The following is a 14,092-nucleotide window of genomic DNA, read 5'->3' on the forward strand; positions in this document are numbered from 1 at the left end:
GCCTTTCCCTCGCCTAACACAATTACCCTTTTGTCCCGCTAACCTAACATCATGTTATTTCTTCCGTCCGCGCGCAGGCGCAGCCCTGCCGTTGCCGCGGGTCGGCTCGACCGCGCGCATCTCGGCGCGCAGGGATTCGATGAAATACTCGACGTGAAGTGACAGCGGTGCGCCGCGCTTCACCGCGATGTAGGTCTCGAACCGCGTCGGCTCGGTGATCTTGAGCAGCTCGATCCCGGGATAGCCGCCATGGGCCACCGTGAACTGGTCGATGACGGCGATGCCGAGGCCCGCTTTCACCAGCGCGCAGACCGTGGTGCCGAAGCGCGCGCGAATGGTGATGTTGTACTCGAGCCGGTTGCGCGCAAAGATCCCGGCCATGATCCGGCCGTAGGGATCGTTCGGATCGATGCCGATCAGCGGGTAGCGGGTGATCTCGGCGGCCGAGACCTGCTTGCGGCCGGCGAGTTCATGGCCGGGCGGTACCATGCAATAGAGCTCGCCCGAGGCGAGCGGCAGGAAATCGAGCCCGGAATGCTCGAGCCGGTAGCTCATCGCGACGCACTCGCCGCGGCCGAGCATCAGATAGTCGATGGCTTCCTCGATCTTGAGGACATTGATGTCGATGCCGAGATCGGGATAGCGGCGCCGGACGCGCTCGATCGCGCGCGGCACCATCACCTGCGAGATGCTCGGCACCGAGCCGATGCGCAATTCCGACAGGCCGCCGCGGCCGATCTTGGAGATGATCTCGGAGAGGTCGTCGACCTTCTTGTAGACGCCGTTGATCTGCTCGAAGATGTTCTCGGCCTCCGGCGTCGGGAAATAGCGGCCGTTCTGGCGCTGGAAGAAGCGGATGCCGAGCGAGCGCTCGGTGTATTTGACGAGGCGGCTGATCCCCGGCGCCGAGACGTTGAGCAGCTTCGCCGCACCGCCAATGGTGCCCGTCACCATCACGGCACGGATCACTTCCACCTGGCGCAGTGTCATCATGTTCTTGGCACCCCGAAGAGATCGTGGCGCCGATCATCTCACGAGAGCCGTGATGTCATCCAGCGGCAAGTGTCTGTCAATGTCAGCGGAAAGAGCGGCGGGTTTCTTACCATCTCCCACACGGAGAGAAGGGAGAACTTCGCGGTGGGAGTGTTTCGACTAAAATCTGCGCGTTCAAATGGAAGGACGTCGCATCCGCGCGAGCAGCTCTCGCGTCTGCCGCAACTGCGCTTCTAGCTCGCCGGCCCTTCGGGCGACACGCGGTCCGCGAACTCGGCGCACTCGCTTTGCAGCACCTCGCGCGCGAATTCGATGATCTTCTGCTTGTTCGCCGTTTCCCGCACGGCGAAAAACACGCGGTTCAATTCCAGGCCGAGCACGCTGTTGAGGGCGATGTTCTCGTCGTCCATCGTGGGTTTCCCGCATTGTACGCCACAGCTTTGTACGCCACAGGTGTAACTTGACGTCACTTCTTCCACAAGTAGATTGAAGCTTCGGAGCGGGTGGATACCGGAGAACTACGGAAGCAGCGAATTGAGGCAGCCCCCGAATACGTGCTATAGCGGACGGCGAGGGTCAGGAAACGCACCGATGTCCGCCGTCGATTATGGCCGGGAAGCGCTCGACTTCATCGAAGGCCTGGATACCTATCGCAAGGTACCGGACGCCATGGACGCGCTTGAAACGGCCTTCGGCCGTTTCGGCTTCGAAACCATCATCGTGACGGGATTGCCGAATCCCGATCAGCGATTTGCGCAGATGGTGCTCGCCAAGCGCTGGCCGGCGGGATGGTTCAATCTCTACACCCAGAACAATTACGACCGCTTCGATCCCGTGGTGCGGCTGTGCCGGCAATCGGTCAATCCGTTCGAGTGGTCGGAGGCGCCGTATGATGCCGAGCTCGAGCCGAACGCGGCCGAGGTGATGAACCGCGCCGGCGATTTTCGCATGTCGCGCGGCTTCATCGTGCCGATCCACGGACTCACCGGCTATGAAGCCGCGGTGTCGCTCGGCGGCGTGCATCTGGACCTCAATCCCCGCAGCAAGCCGGCCCTGCACCTGATGGCGATGTATGGCTTCGACCACATTCGCCGTCTGCTCGAGCCGACGCCGTATCCGTCGACGCGTCTCACTCCGCGCGAGCGCGAGGTGATCGCCTGGGCCTCGCAGGGCAAGTCGGCTTGGGAAATCGGCGAGATCCTGCACATCACGCAGCGCACCGCCGAAGAGCATCTTGCAACCGCTGCGCGCAAGCTCGGTGCTGTCAACCGTACGCATGCGGTTGCGCTGGCGATTCGCCACAAGATCATCAATCCCTGAGCGACGTACTGGGAAATTTCCCAATATCGAACCTGCCTCTTTTCGCAGAGGGTGCCCCCCATTGAGGCTGAATGGGGGTTTTCATGATTCATGCAATTTCCGCGGTCAATCGCCACTTATACGAAGACGTAATCGAGCAGCACTTCCGGCTGCGCCATGAGATCTTTGTCGAGGAGCGCCATTGGGAGGCGCTGCGCAGGCCGGATGGCCGCGAGATCGATTCCTATGACGACGAGGACACCGTCTATCTGCTTGCGCTGGAGGGCCGGCGCATCGTCGGCGGTCACCGGCTCTACCCGACGACCAAGCCCTCGATGATGAGCGAGGTCTTCCCGCACCTGGCGGCGGTACGCGGCTGCCCCTCAGATCCGCTGATCTGGGAATGGTCGCGCTACTTCGTCGTCCGCGATCGCCGCGACGGCGCTCTCAACCTGCAACTGATGGCGGCGGTGCAGGAGTTCTGCCTCGGCCAGGGAATCGCGCAGGTCAGCGCGATCATGGAAACCTGGTGGTTGCCGCGCTTTCACGAGGCCGGCTTCGTCGTGACGCCGCTCGGCCTGCCGGCTCTGGTCGAGAGCGCCTGGACCATGGCGGCCACCATCGACATTCGTCGCCAGACGCTCGATGCCCTGCATGATCGCATCGGCATGGCTTCGATCGTGCAACAGGACGGCCCGCGTCTGGACGCCGTCGCCCGTGCCAACCTCTGCGGCCTCGCTGCCGCGCAACGAAAGAGCGCCTGAAATGTCGAACATGATGCGGGACAGCCAGATCATGGCGCTAATCAAGGACGAGAATCTCGGCTACATGTCCGACATGGCGCTCGAGCTGGCGCAGATGGCGGACGACTCTGGACTGACGACGCTCGCCTATCTGTTCCGGATGGCAGCACTGGAGGCCTCGACGGCAAACAACGTGGTCGCCGGCCCGGACGATCTTCCCCACCAGATGACGTCGCACTAGACGCAGCCTTCTTCACTTCCTTCATTCCGACGACGTCCTCACCCTCTCCCCGGCCTACCCGGGGGGAGGGTGATTACTTCTGAGCGTTTGCAAGAGGTCGTCATGCCCGGCCATGACGCCGTGGATGCGTTAGTGCTCAAGCTCTCAGTTCGGGTGCGGCAGGTTGCCCCATGCCGCGCGGCAGCCTTCTTGCATCGCGGGACAGGTTTCGGCCGTTTGCGCCGGGATGCAACAAAGTGCATGTTTGGTGTCAAATCGCTCTTGCCTCGGCACGATACTGCCATTACCCATTTTTCGGCCTTGAAGAGGCAGGGGGAGCTCTTTCACTGATGGCGACTGTGTTCGAACATCGGCGCGACGCTGCGTGCGCCTGAAAGAGTCTTGATGCTGCTCGTCGTCGAACAGTTCCTGAACGGATTGCAGTTTGGCCTGCTGCTGTTCCTGCTCGCCGCCGGCCTGACGCTGGTGTTCGGGATCATGGATCTCGTCAACCTCGCGCACGGCTCGCTCTACATGATGGGCGCCTATTTCGCCGCGACCTTCGCGGCCTGGACCGGCAGCTTCCTGCTCGGTGCGCTGATGGCGCTCGGTGCAACGCTCGTGCTCGGCATCGTGCTCGAGATGACGGCGCTGCGGCATCTCTACGGCCGCGACCATCTCGACCACGTGCTCGCGACGTTCGGCCTGATCCTGTTCTTCAATGAAGCGGTGCGGCTGATCTGGGGCCCGGCGGGCCTCGCGCTGCCGCTGCCGGCCTGGCTCACCGTGCCGGTGCCGATCCTGCCCGGCATTCACTATCCCGCCTATCGCCTCGCCATCATCGTGGTGGCGCTGCTGGTCGCGCTTCTGCTCTATCTCGGCGTGATGCGCACCCGCATCGGCATGCTGATCCGGGCCGGTGCCTCCAACCGCGAGATGATCGGCGCGCTCGGCATCAACATCAAGCTGCTCTACACGCTGGTGTTCGGGCTCGGTGCGGCGCTCGCCGGCCTTGCCGGCCTGATGCAGGCGCCGATCCTCACCGTGCAGATCGGGATGGGCGAGAACATCCTGATCCTCGCCTTCGTCATCATCGTGATCGGCGGCATCGGCTCGATCCGCGGCGCGTTCCTGGCCGCGATCTTCGTCGGCATGATCGACACGCTCGGCCGCGCCTTCCTGCCCAACCTGCTGCGGCAGGTGCTGAGCGGCGCCGCCGCCTCCACCGCCGCGCCCGCGCTGTCGTCCATGCTGATCTACCTGCTGATGGCGATCGTGCTGGTGGTGCGGCCGGAGGGGCTGTTTCCGGCCAATCGTCGATGAAGGCTTTCACTGTGAGCAAGGCCGCCACGGCCCTGATGCTGGCGGGCCTCGTGCTGCTGCCGCTCTATTCGCAGCTCTCCGGCAACGTCTTCATCCTGACGCTGTTCACCCGCATCGTCATCCTGGCGCTGGCCGCCGCGAGCCTCAACCTCATCATGGGGTTTGGCGGCATGATGAGCTTTGGCCACGCCGCCTATCTCGGCATCGGCGGCTACGCCGTCGGCATGCTCGCGCAGGAAGGCGTCGGCTCCGGCTGGATCCAGTTTCCGGTCGCGCTCGCGGCCTCCGCGACTTACGCGCTGGTGATCGGCGCGCTCAGCTTGCGCACCCGCGGCGTCTATTTCATCATGATCACGCTGGCCTTTGCGCAGATGGCCTATTACGTCGCCTCGGGGCTGGCGCGGTACGGCGGCGATGACGGCCTCACCGTCTACAAGCGCAGCGACTTCTCCGGCCTGGTCAATCTCGGCAACCGCACGCAGTTCTACTATCTCTGCCTCGCCTGCCTGTTCGCCGTACTCATCCTGATCTGGCGCATCGTCAATTCGCGCTTCGGCCTCGTGGTGCAGGGCCTGCGCTCCAACGAGCAGCGCATGCAGGCGATCGGCTTTCCTGCCAAGCGCTACCAGCTGGTCTGCTTCGTCATCTCGGGCATGATGTGCGGACTTGCCGGCGCGCTGCTCGCCAACAATACCGACTTCATCAGCCCGGCCGTGATGTACTGGACGCGGTCAGGCGACCTCATGGTGATGGTGATCCTCGGCGGTATGGGTACGCTGTTCGGCCCGGTCATGGGCGCCGTGGTGTTCCTGCTGCTGGAAGAATTCCTGTCGCAGATCACCGAGTACTGGGCGCTGATCATGGGACCGCTGCTGCTGTTGATCGTGCTGTTCGGGCGCGGCGGCATCATGGGCGCGCTCGGGAGGGCTGGCCGTGGCTGAACCCTTGCTCCGCGTCGAGAAGCTGGTGCGCCGCTTCGGCGGCATCATCGCGACGGACAACGTCTCGCTCGACGTAGCTAGCGGTGAGCTGCACGCCATCATCGGCCCGAACGGCGCCGGCAAGACCACGCTGATCAGCCAGCTCACCGGGCATCTCGAGCCGCATTCCGGCAGCGTTTCGCTCGGCGGTCGCGACATAACCCACCTGCCGGCCTATCGCCGCTGCGCGCTGGGGCTGGCGCGGTCGTTCCAGATCACCTCGCTGCTGCTCGACTTCACCGCCGCCGACAATGTCGCGCTGGCGGCGCAGGCCCATGCCGGCACCTCGTTTCGCTTCTTTGCCGATGCGCGCAAGGAAAAGGGCCTGCGCGATGCCGCCCATGCCGCGCTCGACCGCGTGGGCCTGTTGCATCGCGCCGACGTCGTGGTGTCGAGGCTCAGCCATGGCGAGCGCCGCGAGCTGGAGCTTGCGGTCGCGCTGGCCAGCAAGCCGAAATTGCTCCTGCTCGACGAGCCCATGGCCGGCCTCGGCGTCACCGAATCCCAGCGCATGGTCAAGCTGCTCCAGGAGTTGCGGAAAGAGGTCTCGATCGTGCTGGTCGAGCACGACATGCCGGCGGTGTTCGCGCTGGCCGACCGCATCTCGGTGCTTGTCTATGGCCGCGTCATCGCCTCGGGCGATCCGGCTGCGATCCGCGCCAACGATGACGTCAAGCGCGCCTATCTCGGCGACCAGCATGTGGTGACGCACCATGGCTGACACGCTGCTCGACGTCGACGGCATCGAGACCTGCTACGGCCTCAGCCAAGTGCTGTTCGGCCTGTCGCTGTCGATCAAGCCGGGCGAGATGGTCTCGCTGATGGGCCGCAACGGCATGGGCAAGACCACGACCATCCGCTCCATCATGGGCCTGACGCCGGCACGCGCCGGCGCGATCCGTTTCGCAGGTGCTGAAGTCAGGCAGCTGCCGTCGTACAGAATTGCAAAACTCGGCGTCGGCCTGGTGCCCGAGGGGCGCCAGATCTTCCCGAACCTGACCGTGCGCGAAAATCTCGTTGCGGCCGCCGCCGACCGCTTCAGCAGCAGCAATCCCTGGACGCTGGCTTCGATCTACGTGATGTTCCCGCGCCTTGCCGAACGCGCGTCCAACATGGGCAACCAGCTCTCCGGCGGCGAGCAGCAGATGCTGGCGATCGGCCGCGCGCTGATGACCAACCCGAAACTCCTCATTCTGGATGAAGCGACCGAGGGCCTCGCGCCATTGATCCGCGAAGAAATCTGGAATTGCCTGTCGCTGCTCAAGAGCCGGGGACAGTCGATCCTGGTCGTCGACAAGAACGTCGACCACCTCGCCCGCATCTGCGACCGCCACTTCATCATCGAGCGCGGCAAGACGGTGTGGAGCGGCACGTCGCACGAGCTGATGGCCGAGCCGGATCTGCAGCACAAATATCTGGGGATTTAGCGGAGGGTGAGGGGCGGGACGCAGGCCGTCTCACCAAGTGTCGTCCCGGCGAAGGCCGGGGAGAGAGTTGTGCGAGCCAATCACCAATAAATCCCATGCCGATGCAGCTCGCGGATCACGCGCGCCTCGGTCGGCGGCTGGCGGCGCTTTGGCTTTGCCGTTTCGGTCGTGGCGACCACCGCTGCGGCGGTGGGCCGAGTGGATGTTGTGGCAACCGGAGCGGTCGCGACTGGCGCGGCTGCCGCCGGGGCCGGCATCGTCTGTGGCGCGGCCGTTGCCGTCGCGGCCGGCTGCTCGGTCGCCTGCTGGCTGGAATTGGTCGTCGCCAGGCTCAGGCTCCGCGAACCGCCGGCATACGCCTCGGTTGCTAGCAGCGACATTGCCGTGATCAGGACCAGCCTGCGCATGGAAATCCCCGTTATCAGGTCAATCCATCTTACCCAATTCGCACGCGCCGGCGACTAACGCGCGAGGTGGTGCGTGCCGATTTCGATCAGGGTGGCCCGGCAGGACAAGCGATAGATCAGACTGAACAATTGAGCCAACATGACCGAACTCCATTGTTGATCATCGTCCAGAACTCTAGACCCCGTGTCTTTCCGGCGGTTTTCGAGGGGAGAGGAAAATGGCTTCGTCGGATGGGGATGAGATGTCGTCGGAACAGGCGGGACGAAGTCGCCTCACAGGGGCGTGAGGCGTGCGCTATGGCGCTCGCCAGGCCTGCCCGTCGAGGGGTGTCAGAACACCTCGAAATATTCCCGATGCTCCCAGTCGGTGACCTCGGCGAGGAAGCGATCGATCTCGGCGTTCTTGATGTGGGTGTAGTAGTCGACGAACTCGGCGCCGAGCTTCTCGCGGAAGAACGGATCGTCCTTCAGCGCGGCGACCGCGTCGCGCAGCGACTTCGGCAGCAGCGGCGCCTTGGTCTCGTAGGGCGTGTCGGCCGACGGGCCCGGATCGAGCTTGCGGTCGACGCCGTCGAGACCCGAAAGAATCTGCGAGGCCATGTAGAGATAGGGATTGGCGGCGGGCTCGCCGATGCGGTTCTCGAGGCGCGTGGCGGCATCGCCGGCAGCCCCGAGCACGCGGATCATCACGCCGCGATTGTCGCGGCCCCAGATCGCGCGGTCAGGGGCCAGCGAATAGGAGCGGTAGCGCTTGTAGCCGTTGATGGTCGGGGTGGTGAACACGGTGGACGCGCGGGCGTGGTCGAGCAGGCCGGCAAGGTAGGCGCGGCCGAACGCGCTGAGCGGCTCGCCGCCTGTCTTGACCGTTTCCTTGGCCATGAACTGGTTCTCGCCGCTGGTGCGCGAGACGATCGACTGGTGCAGATGCCAGCCGCTCGCGAACAGGTTCGGCAGTTTCGGCCGGCACATGAAGGTGGCGTGATAGCCGTGGCGGCGGGCGATCTGCTTCACCGCGGAGCGGAACAGCACCATGTTGTCGGCGGGCTCCAGCCCCTTCCTCGGCGCGAAGGTGAACTCGCACTGGCTTGGCCCGAACTCGACCTCGACCGAACGCAAGGGCAGCCCGAGTGCGACGACGTCGCGACGCAGGATCTCCAGCACCGGCTCCATCTGATCGAAGCGCTGCTCGGTGAGGTACTGGTAGCCGTGGCTGAGCAGGCTCACCGAGGGCGGGGTCCCGGGCTGGCCGGCGTCCTCCGCACGCATATGCGGATCGTCGAGCTTGAAGATGTGGAATTCGACCTCGAGCCCGGCGACGAAATCGTGGCCGCGGCCAGCGAGATCATCGAGCACCTGGCGATAAAGCCCGCGCGTTGCGAACGGCACGGGGCGGCCGTCATTGAAATAGAGGTCGCACAGCACCCAGCCGGTCGTCGGCGCCCATGGCAGCACGCGGAACGTGGTGGGATCGGCGACCATCAGCACGTCGGCCGCACCCTCCATCTCCTTCATGCCGAAGCCGCCGCCTGACGTGAACACCGGAAACACCGTGCGGTGCGAGGTGTCTTTCGCCAGCATGGTGGTGGTGATGGAGCAGCCGCTCTCCAGCGCGGCGATCGCCTCCGCAGCGATGATGGTCTTGCCGCGCAGGATACCGTGCTGGTCCGGGAAGGCGAGGCGGATGACTTCGAGGTTTTTCTCCTCGACGATGCGCCGCATGCGCGTCGCCGCGTCCCTCTGCTCATCCGACCACAGCGCATGACGCGCGACGAAGGTCACTGCTATCTCTCCTTGATACTCGGTACGAGCATAGTCCACGCTGTCATCGTCCGCGAAGGCGGACGATCCAGTATTCCAGAGACGGTAACGTACCCACGAGGGGCCGCGGCGTACTGGATGCCCCGCCTTCGCGGGGCATGACAGCGGAGAATGTCGGGCCGCCGCAGCGACCCGCCAGCGACGACCGTCATCATCACTCCGCCGCCGTCAGCCGATGCACATTATCCGCGATCTCTTTTGGCACCGGCGCGGTCCAGGGCGCGCCGCGGCGGCGCTTGACGTCGACTTCCATCCAGTAGGTCTCCCAGCCCCGCGTCGGTCCTATGCCGTCCATGGTCGCCGGTCCCTGGATGCTGCGCGCGTTGGCCTCGTCCAGGAACAGCATCGGCCTCTCGCCGCCGCCGACCTTCTCGATCTCCTGCCGCAGCAGGCGGCGGTATTGCACGATCGCCTTGTCGCTCTGGCCGAGATGCTCCTTGGTGCGGTCCTGGATCGCGCCCATCGACTCCACCGCCCACTGGTCGTGGACGTTGATGTCGTTGCCCATGCCGGTATAGGTCGCCGTCTGCTGCTCGTGCGGATCGAAACCGTAATCGTTGCTGCGGTTCTTGCGCGATTTGTAGTCGGGCAGCTCATAGAGCTCGAGCCGCTGGTCGCGCATCTTCTTCTTGTCGACAGGGTTGGTGTAGCTGGTGAAGATCGCGTACCAGTAGCAGTTCTCGTCGTCGACCGGGACGTGCCACTGCGTGATCGTCATCTCCGTGCTCATGGGGATGACGAAGCCGTGCGGGAACAGCTGGTTGGTGACGCGCACATGGGTGCGCTCCTCGTCGATCTCGCGCAGTGCGATCAGCCGCAGGCCGTATTCGGTGTGCTCGACATTGATGATCGGACGGTCGTATTCGCGCAGGATCTTCGTCATCGGCAGGTCGCTGCCCGCGGAGGCGCCGCGGAACTGCTTGCCGTAGGCGGTGGAGGTGTCCTCGTCCTCGAAGAAACGATGCAGGTAGGAGGCGTGCGCGGGATCGATGCCGACTTCGAGCGCCTGGAGCCAGTTGCAAGCCATGTGGCCCTTGAACGCAAACGTATGCGTGCCGGGTGCGACGAAGCAATCGATCTCCGGAAATGCCGGCGGCTCACCCTCGCCGAGATAGGCCCAGAGGATGCCGCTCTTCTCCACCACGGGATAGGAGCGCTGGCGGATGTTCTGGCAGAGCTTTGAATCCTTCGGCTCGGCCGGGGTCTCGATGCACTGGCCGGTGGCGTCGAACAGCCAGCCATGGAAGGCGCAGCGCAGGCCGCCATGTTCGAGCCGCCCGAAGGCGAGGTCGGCGCCGCGATGTGCGCATTGGCGATCGATCAGGCCGTAGCGCCCTCGCTCGTCGCGGAACAGCACGAGGTTCTCGCCGAGCAGTTTGACGGGGCGGATCGGCCGCGCACCTTCAAGCTCGTCGACCAGCGCCGCCGGTTGCCAGTAGCTCCGCATCAGCTTCCCGCAGGGATCCTTCGGCCCGGTGCGGGTGATCAGGTCGTTCTGCTCCTGGCTCATCATGGCGAGTGCATCCCTTATCTCGGAGTGGCGTTTGTTCGCCTATTGAACGAATGGGCGAATTATGACATGCCTTGGATCGGCAGCAAGCACTATTTTGCAGGAAAGTCCCGGCGCCATGCCCAAGCTGAAGCGAAGCGAGAGCGACGAGCGCGCGACGGATTTCGTCGAAAGCCTCGATCGCGGCCTGCGCCTGCTTCAGTGCTTCGGCACGACGGTCGGCCCGATGACCTTGAGCGATCTCGCCCGCGCCGCGGACCTGCCGCGCGCCACCGCCCGGCGGATGCTGTTCACGCTCCAGCGTGGCGGCTTCGTTTCTGGTGACGGCAAGCTGTTCTCGCTGACGCCGCACGTGCTGACGCTGGCGGCGTCTTATCTGCGTTCCAATCAGCTCGTCACGGTCCTGCAACCGGTGCTCGATCGCGTCGCGACGGCGGCAAACGAAATTTCCTCGCTCGCGGTGCTCGACGGCGACGACGTCGTGTTCGTCGCGCGCAGCAGTCCGGCGCGGATGTTTTCCGGCGGGCTCGAAATCGGCTACCGCCTGCCGGCCTTCTGCACCTCGGTCGGCCGTGCCATGCTCGGCCAGCTCGACGATGCCGAACTTGCCGCACGGTTGAAGGCGATGAAGCGTGAGGTGCTGACGCCGCAGACGGTGACCGATCCCAGCGCGCTGCTCACGCGTATCGCCGCCGACCGCGCGCAGGGCTACTCGCTGGTCGACCGCGAGGCCGAGCCGCATTTCCGCTCGATCTCCGTCCCCGTCCGCCGCTACGACGACGTGATCGTCGCCGCCATCAACATGGGCGCCCATGTCGACCGCGTGCCGGCGCAGGAGCTGATCGACCGCTTCCTGCCGCTGCTGCGCGAGGGCGCCGAAGCGGTGCGTTCGCAGTTGCTGTAGCGCGTAGCCGGGTGAGCGCAGCGGTACCCGGGAAAGTGTCGCAGACCCCGGATGTCGCTTCGCCCATCCGGGCTACGAGACTATAATGCGCTCCACCGAAGACGAGGGAGGATGCCATGCAACACACCATGGTTCCCAGTGATCGCGTGGAGCACGTCGCCGTCTACGGGCGCGACGGCACGAAGCTCGGCACGATCGAGCGACTGATGCTCGACAAGGTCAGCGGAATGGTCACTTATGCCGTGATCAAGACCGGCGGACTGCTCGGCACTCATCACCATTATCCGGTGCAGTGGAGCGCGCTGAAATACGATCGCGGCCGTCAGGCGTTCCAGGTCGAGATGACGATGGACGAGTTCAGCAGCGGTCCATGCGAGTTCGATGGCGACGAATTCGATTGGGGCGACCGCTCGCGGCCCTATCCGCATCCGAACTATTGGTCGGTCTGAAGAGCAGGACGGGTTCGCAACCGTATCGCGTTTGCGGGCTCGATCGAGCTTGCCGCGCCCGCCGAGCGGCATCCGAAGCAACCGTCCGGCCTATCCCGGCAGCGGCCCTTCGCCGACCTTGGGCCAATAGGTTCCAAAGCTCCAGAGGCCGCCCTCGGGATCGCGCGCCGCGAAATCGCGGCTGCCATAATCGGTGTTGTACGGCTCCATTTCGATCTTTGCGCCGGACGCCTTCACCTTCTCATAGAGTGCGTCGGGATCATCGACAGCCAGATAAATGGCATCCGTCCGGTGGCCGCCGATGTCGCCGACCCGTTTTGCGTACGCATCATCGCGATGCGCACCGAGCATGAGGATCGACGATCCGAATGCCAGTTCGGCGTGAACGACCGTGCCCTCTCTGCGATAGACCACGCGTTCGGCGAAGCCGAGAACGTTTTTCAGCCAGGCGATCATCGCCTCCGCGTCCTTGCAGCGCATGGTGTGGTACAGGCGCGGCGCTTCATAGCCATTCTGCTGGTTCATGAAATGCTCCAGGTCCATTGCGACGCCGACCCTAGTTCGGATCGCGCCAGCCGGGCTTGAACAAATGGGACCAGACGCTACCCGCCGCCGTCCCGCATCAGGCGTGGATCGGCAAGATCGAGCCGCGCGGCCCATCCGGTCGGCGTCTCGCCGCTCAATATCCGGAAGTCGCGGGCAAGATGCGCCTGGTCGGCATAGCCGGCGTCTGCCGCGACGGCTGCCCAGCCGCCGGACCCGTTCGTGCGGGCCAGTGAGCAGGCCCGATGAAAGCGCAGCATCTGGGCCATTGTCTTCGGTGGTACGCCGATCTCGTTGTGGAAGCGGCGCGTGAGATGCTTGCGGCTCCAGCCAATGTCGGAGGCGAGCTGGGTGATCCGGACCGCGCCGGCCCGTCGCCAGAGCGTATCGAGGGCGAAGGCGATCGCCGGCGAGGGCTCATGCACAGCGCGACGAAGCACGAAGTCTTCCACGATCTCAAATCGTCGCTGCCATCCGACCGCCTCGGCAACCCTGGCGCGGAGGTTCTCGCCATCCCGTCCCAGAATGTCGTCCAGGCCGACCATGCGCGCGGTCAGATCCGGTACCGCTCCTCCGAAGAAGCGATACGCTCCAAGCGGGGTGAAATCGACCTGAACGCATTCGGCGCGGCCATCGGATTCGATGAGGACCGGTCCGGGAAAGAGGCCTGCCGCGAAACTCGGCTGAGCGTCGGCAACATCCGGTTCGCGCCCAAGTGCAATGCGGAAGGGTGTCCCCAAATTCACGAGAAGAGGCAGCGCAAGCGGCGCCGCGTGCCGGAAGCCGGCCAACCCGACGCCGCGCTCGCGATAGAACGAGATGCTGGCGACCAGCCGCGCGAGGCGCGGCGAGGCGGGCCGACGGATGACATCGGGATGTGCGGCAGCGTCCATCGCGCGCAGCATAGCGCCGCAATGGTGCCCCTCCAAGTGCGTGGCGCGCCCCGCCTCGCCTGTGGGCGGCTAGCGGTTGCGCATCCAGTCGGCGAGACCGGACAGCGCCTTGTCGAGGTCCTGCCGCGCGGCAGCGTCCGCGACCGTCTCCTCCGGCGCGCCGCGCATGCAGGTGAGCCACGCATCGCGTTCGCCATCGCCGATGGCAAAGCCGATATGCCGCTGGCGCAACCGCGGATGGCCTTTCTCGACCGAATAAAGTCTTGGTCCGCCGGTCCATTCGGTGAGATAGCGCTTCAGCACATCCCTGATCAGGCCGAGATCGTCTGCATGCATGGCGCGGATGACCTTCGCCTCCGGCAGCGTATCCATCCGCTCGTAGAAACGCTCGACCAGCCGGTCGATCGTGGCACTGCCGCCGATCCGCTCGAACATGGAAATTGCGACGTCGCTATCGGTCATCATTTATCTCGAGGCTTGCTTGCTCGGTGTTGATATAGTGTTGCTGAAGGTCGCGCAAAATCCTAGCTGTCGTCCCGGATCGGCGCGCGCTTGTGGCGCGCTTGTCCGGGACGACAGCGGA

General features: G+C 64.7%; 17 protein-coding genes. 9 read left to right on the plus strand and 8 right to left on the minus strand.

Features of this window, described 5'->3' with window-relative positions; all coding sequences use genetic code 11:
• Nucleotides 1-54 precede the first annotated feature (54 nt).
• Both E4K65_RS23305 and E4K65_RS23310 read right to left on the minus strand, forming a co-directional pair.
• The gene (locus E4K65_RS23305) at nucleotides 55-993 is read right to left on the minus strand and encodes a LysR family transcriptional regulator (RefSeq protein ID WP_135176152.1); all 939 of its coding nucleotides are present in this window, start codon (nucleotides 991-993) and stop codon (nucleotides 55-57) included.
• 233 nt (nucleotides 994-1,226) lie between these two features.
• A complete protein-coding gene (locus E4K65_RS23310; protein WP_167771068.1) occupies nucleotides 1,227-1,403 on the minus strand; it encodes a hypothetical protein in 177 nt (58 codons plus the stop codon).
• A 181-nt stretch (nucleotides 1,404-1,584) separates the two neighbouring features.
• Between E4K65_RS23310 and E4K65_RS23315 the strand changes: the two genes are divergently transcribed.
• The 7 genes from E4K65_RS23315 to E4K65_RS23345 all read left to right on the plus strand — a co-directional run bounded on the left by E4K65_RS23315 (nucleotide 1,585) and on the right by E4K65_RS23345 (nucleotide 6,985).
• On the plus strand, nucleotides 1,585-2,313 hold the full coding sequence (locus tag E4K65_RS23315; protein WP_025575590.1) for a helix-turn-helix transcriptional regulator: 729 nt from the start codon (nucleotides 1,585-1,587) through the stop codon (nucleotides 2,311-2,313).
• A gap of 83 nt (nucleotides 2,314-2,396) precedes the next feature.
• Nucleotides 2,397-3,056, plus strand: a complete 660-nt coding sequence (locus tag E4K65_RS23320; protein ID WP_025575589.1) for an acyl-homoserine-lactone synthase — start codon at nucleotides 2,397-2,399, stop codon at nucleotides 3,054-3,056.
• A gap of 1 nt (nucleotide 3,057) precedes the next feature.
• A complete protein-coding gene (locus E4K65_RS23325; RefSeq protein ID WP_025575587.1) occupies nucleotides 3,058-3,276 on the plus strand; it encodes a hypothetical protein in 219 nt (72 codons plus the stop codon).
• Nucleotides 3,277-3,660: 384 nt separating this feature from the next.
• Entirely contained in the window at nucleotides 3,661-4,578 is a 918-nt protein-coding gene (locus E4K65_RS23330; RefSeq protein WP_028148057.1) for a branched-chain amino acid ABC transporter permease, read from the plus strand.
• Nucleotides 4,575-5,519: a branched-chain amino acid ABC transporter permease gene (locus E4K65_RS23335; protein ID WP_025575582.1), complete on the plus strand. Its 945-nt coding sequence runs from the start codon at nucleotides 4,575-4,577 to the stop codon at nucleotides 5,517-5,519. The genes E4K65_RS23330 and E4K65_RS23335 overlap by 4 nt, the downstream gene beginning before the upstream one ends.
• Nucleotides 5,512-6,279, plus strand: coding sequence for an ABC transporter ATP-binding protein (locus E4K65_RS23340; protein WP_135176155.1), 768 nt, complete (start codon nucleotides 5,512-5,514; stop codon nucleotides 6,277-6,279). The genes E4K65_RS23335 and E4K65_RS23340 overlap by 8 nt, the downstream gene beginning before the upstream one ends.
• Nucleotides 6,272-6,985: an ABC transporter ATP-binding protein gene (locus E4K65_RS23345; RefSeq protein ID WP_025575580.1), complete on the plus strand. Its 714-nt coding sequence runs from the start codon at nucleotides 6,272-6,274 to the stop codon at nucleotides 6,983-6,985. Before E4K65_RS23340 ends, E4K65_RS23345 begins: the two co-directional genes overlap by 8 nt.
• Nucleotides 6,986-7,065: 80 nt before the next feature.
• Here E4K65_RS23345 and E4K65_RS23350 read toward each other — a convergent pair whose 3' ends face one another.
• The 3 genes from E4K65_RS23350 to E4K65_RS23360 all read right to left on the minus strand — a co-directional run bounded on the left by E4K65_RS23350 (nucleotide 7,066) and on the right by E4K65_RS23360 (nucleotide 10,723).
• Complete coding sequence (locus E4K65_RS23350; protein ID WP_135176156.1) at nucleotides 7,066-7,392, minus strand: hypothetical protein; 327 nt, start codon at nucleotides 7,390-7,392, stop codon at nucleotides 7,066-7,068.
• A gap of 330 nt (nucleotides 7,393-7,722) precedes the next feature.
• Entirely contained in the window at nucleotides 7,723-9,171 is a 1,449-nt protein-coding gene (locus E4K65_RS23355; protein ID WP_135176157.1) for a glutamine synthetase family protein, read from the minus strand.
• A gap of 193 nt (nucleotides 9,172-9,364) precedes the next feature.
• Nucleotides 9,365-10,723: an aromatic ring-hydroxylating dioxygenase subunit alpha gene (locus tag E4K65_RS23360; protein ID WP_135176158.1), complete on the minus strand. Its 1,359-nt coding sequence runs from the start codon at nucleotides 10,721-10,723 to the stop codon at nucleotides 9,365-9,367.
• A gap of 115 nt (nucleotides 10,724-10,838) precedes the next feature.
• Between E4K65_RS23360 and E4K65_RS23365 the strand changes: the two genes are divergently transcribed.
• Together E4K65_RS23365 and E4K65_RS23370 are read left to right on the plus strand one after the other, a co-directional pair.
• Entirely contained in the window at nucleotides 10,839-11,624 is a 786-nt protein-coding gene (locus tag E4K65_RS23365) for an IclR family transcriptional regulator domain-containing protein (protein ID WP_135176159.1), read from the plus strand.
• 116 nt (nucleotides 11,625-11,740) lie between these two features.
• Nucleotides 11,741-12,073: a PRC-barrel domain-containing protein gene (locus E4K65_RS23370; RefSeq protein WP_025575573.1), complete on the plus strand. Its 333-nt coding sequence runs from the start codon at nucleotides 11,741-11,743 to the stop codon at nucleotides 12,071-12,073.
• A gap of 90 nt (nucleotides 12,074-12,163) precedes the next feature.
• Here E4K65_RS23370 and E4K65_RS23375 read toward each other — a convergent pair whose 3' ends face one another.
• From E4K65_RS23375 to E4K65_RS23385, 3 genes are all read right to left on the minus strand, one after another.
• A complete protein-coding gene (locus E4K65_RS23375; protein ID WP_025575572.1) occupies nucleotides 12,164-12,598 on the minus strand; it encodes a VOC family protein in 435 nt (144 codons plus the stop codon).
• Between the two features lie 77 nt (nucleotides 12,599-12,675).
• Nucleotides 12,676-13,407: a helix-turn-helix domain-containing protein gene (locus tag E4K65_RS23380; protein WP_235885710.1), complete on the minus strand. Its 732-nt coding sequence runs from the start codon at nucleotides 13,405-13,407 to the stop codon at nucleotides 12,676-12,678.
• A 171-nt stretch (nucleotides 13,408-13,578) separates the two neighbouring features.
• A complete protein-coding gene (locus tag E4K65_RS23385; protein ID WP_167771070.1) occupies nucleotides 13,579-13,971 on the minus strand; it encodes a group II truncated hemoglobin in 393 nt (130 codons plus the stop codon).
• Nucleotides 13,972-14,092: the final 121 nt, after the last annotated feature.

This window comes from Bradyrhizobium niftali (genome assembly GCF_004571025.1).
GTDB classification, from domain to species: Bacteria; Pseudomonadota; Alphaproteobacteria; order Rhizobiales; family Xanthobacteraceae; genus Bradyrhizobium; species Bradyrhizobium niftali.

Bases quoted from the DNA above. Each gene is read 5' to 3' on its own strand.
- E4K65_RS23305 (WP_135176152.1), bottom strand. From the start codon at position 993: ATGATGACACTGCGCCAGGTGGAAGTGATCCGTGCCGTGATGGTGACG.
- E4K65_RS23310 (WP_167771068.1), bottom strand. From the start codon at position 1,403: ATGGACGACGAGAACATCGCCCTCAACAGCGTGCTCGGCCTGGAATTG.
- E4K65_RS23315 (WP_025575590.1), top strand. From the start codon at position 1,585: ATGTCCGCCGTCGATTATGGCCGGGAAGCGCTCGACTTCATCGAAGGC.
- E4K65_RS23320 (WP_025575589.1), top strand. From the start codon at position 2,397: ATGATTCATGCAATTTCCGCGGTCAATCGCCACTTATACGAAGACGTA.
- E4K65_RS23325 (WP_025575587.1), top strand. From the start codon at position 3,058: ATGTCGAACATGATGCGGGACAGCCAGATCATGGCGCTAATCAAGGAC.
- E4K65_RS23330 (WP_028148057.1), top strand. From the start codon at position 3,661: ATGCTGCTCGTCGTCGAACAGTTCCTGAACGGATTGCAGTTTGGCCTG.
- E4K65_RS23335 (WP_025575582.1), top strand. From the start codon at position 4,575: ATGAAGGCTTTCACTGTGAGCAAGGCCGCCACGGCCCTGATGCTGGCG.
- E4K65_RS23345 (WP_025575580.1), top strand. From the start codon at position 6,272: ATGGCTGACACGCTGCTCGACGTCGACGGCATCGAGACCTGCTACGGC.
- E4K65_RS23350 (WP_135176156.1), bottom strand. From the start codon at position 7,392: ATGCGCAGGCTGGTCCTGATCACGGCAATGTCGCTGCTAGCAACCGAG.
- E4K65_RS23360 (WP_135176158.1), bottom strand. From the start codon at position 10,723: ATGATGAGCCAGGAGCAGAACGACCTGATCACCCGCACCGGGCCGAAG.
- E4K65_RS23365 (WP_135176159.1), top strand. From the start codon at position 10,839: ATGCCCAAGCTGAAGCGAAGCGAGAGCGACGAGCGCGCGACGGATTTC.
- E4K65_RS23370 (WP_025575573.1), top strand. From the start codon at position 11,741: ATGCAACACACCATGGTTCCCAGTGATCGCGTGGAGCACGTCGCCGTC.
- E4K65_RS23375 (WP_025575572.1), bottom strand. From the start codon at position 12,598: ATGAACCAGCAGAATGGCTATGAAGCGCCGCGCCTGTACCACACCATG.
- E4K65_RS23385 (WP_167771070.1), bottom strand. From the start codon at position 13,971: ATGACCGATAGCGACGTCGCAATTTCCATGTTCGAGCGGATCGGCGGC.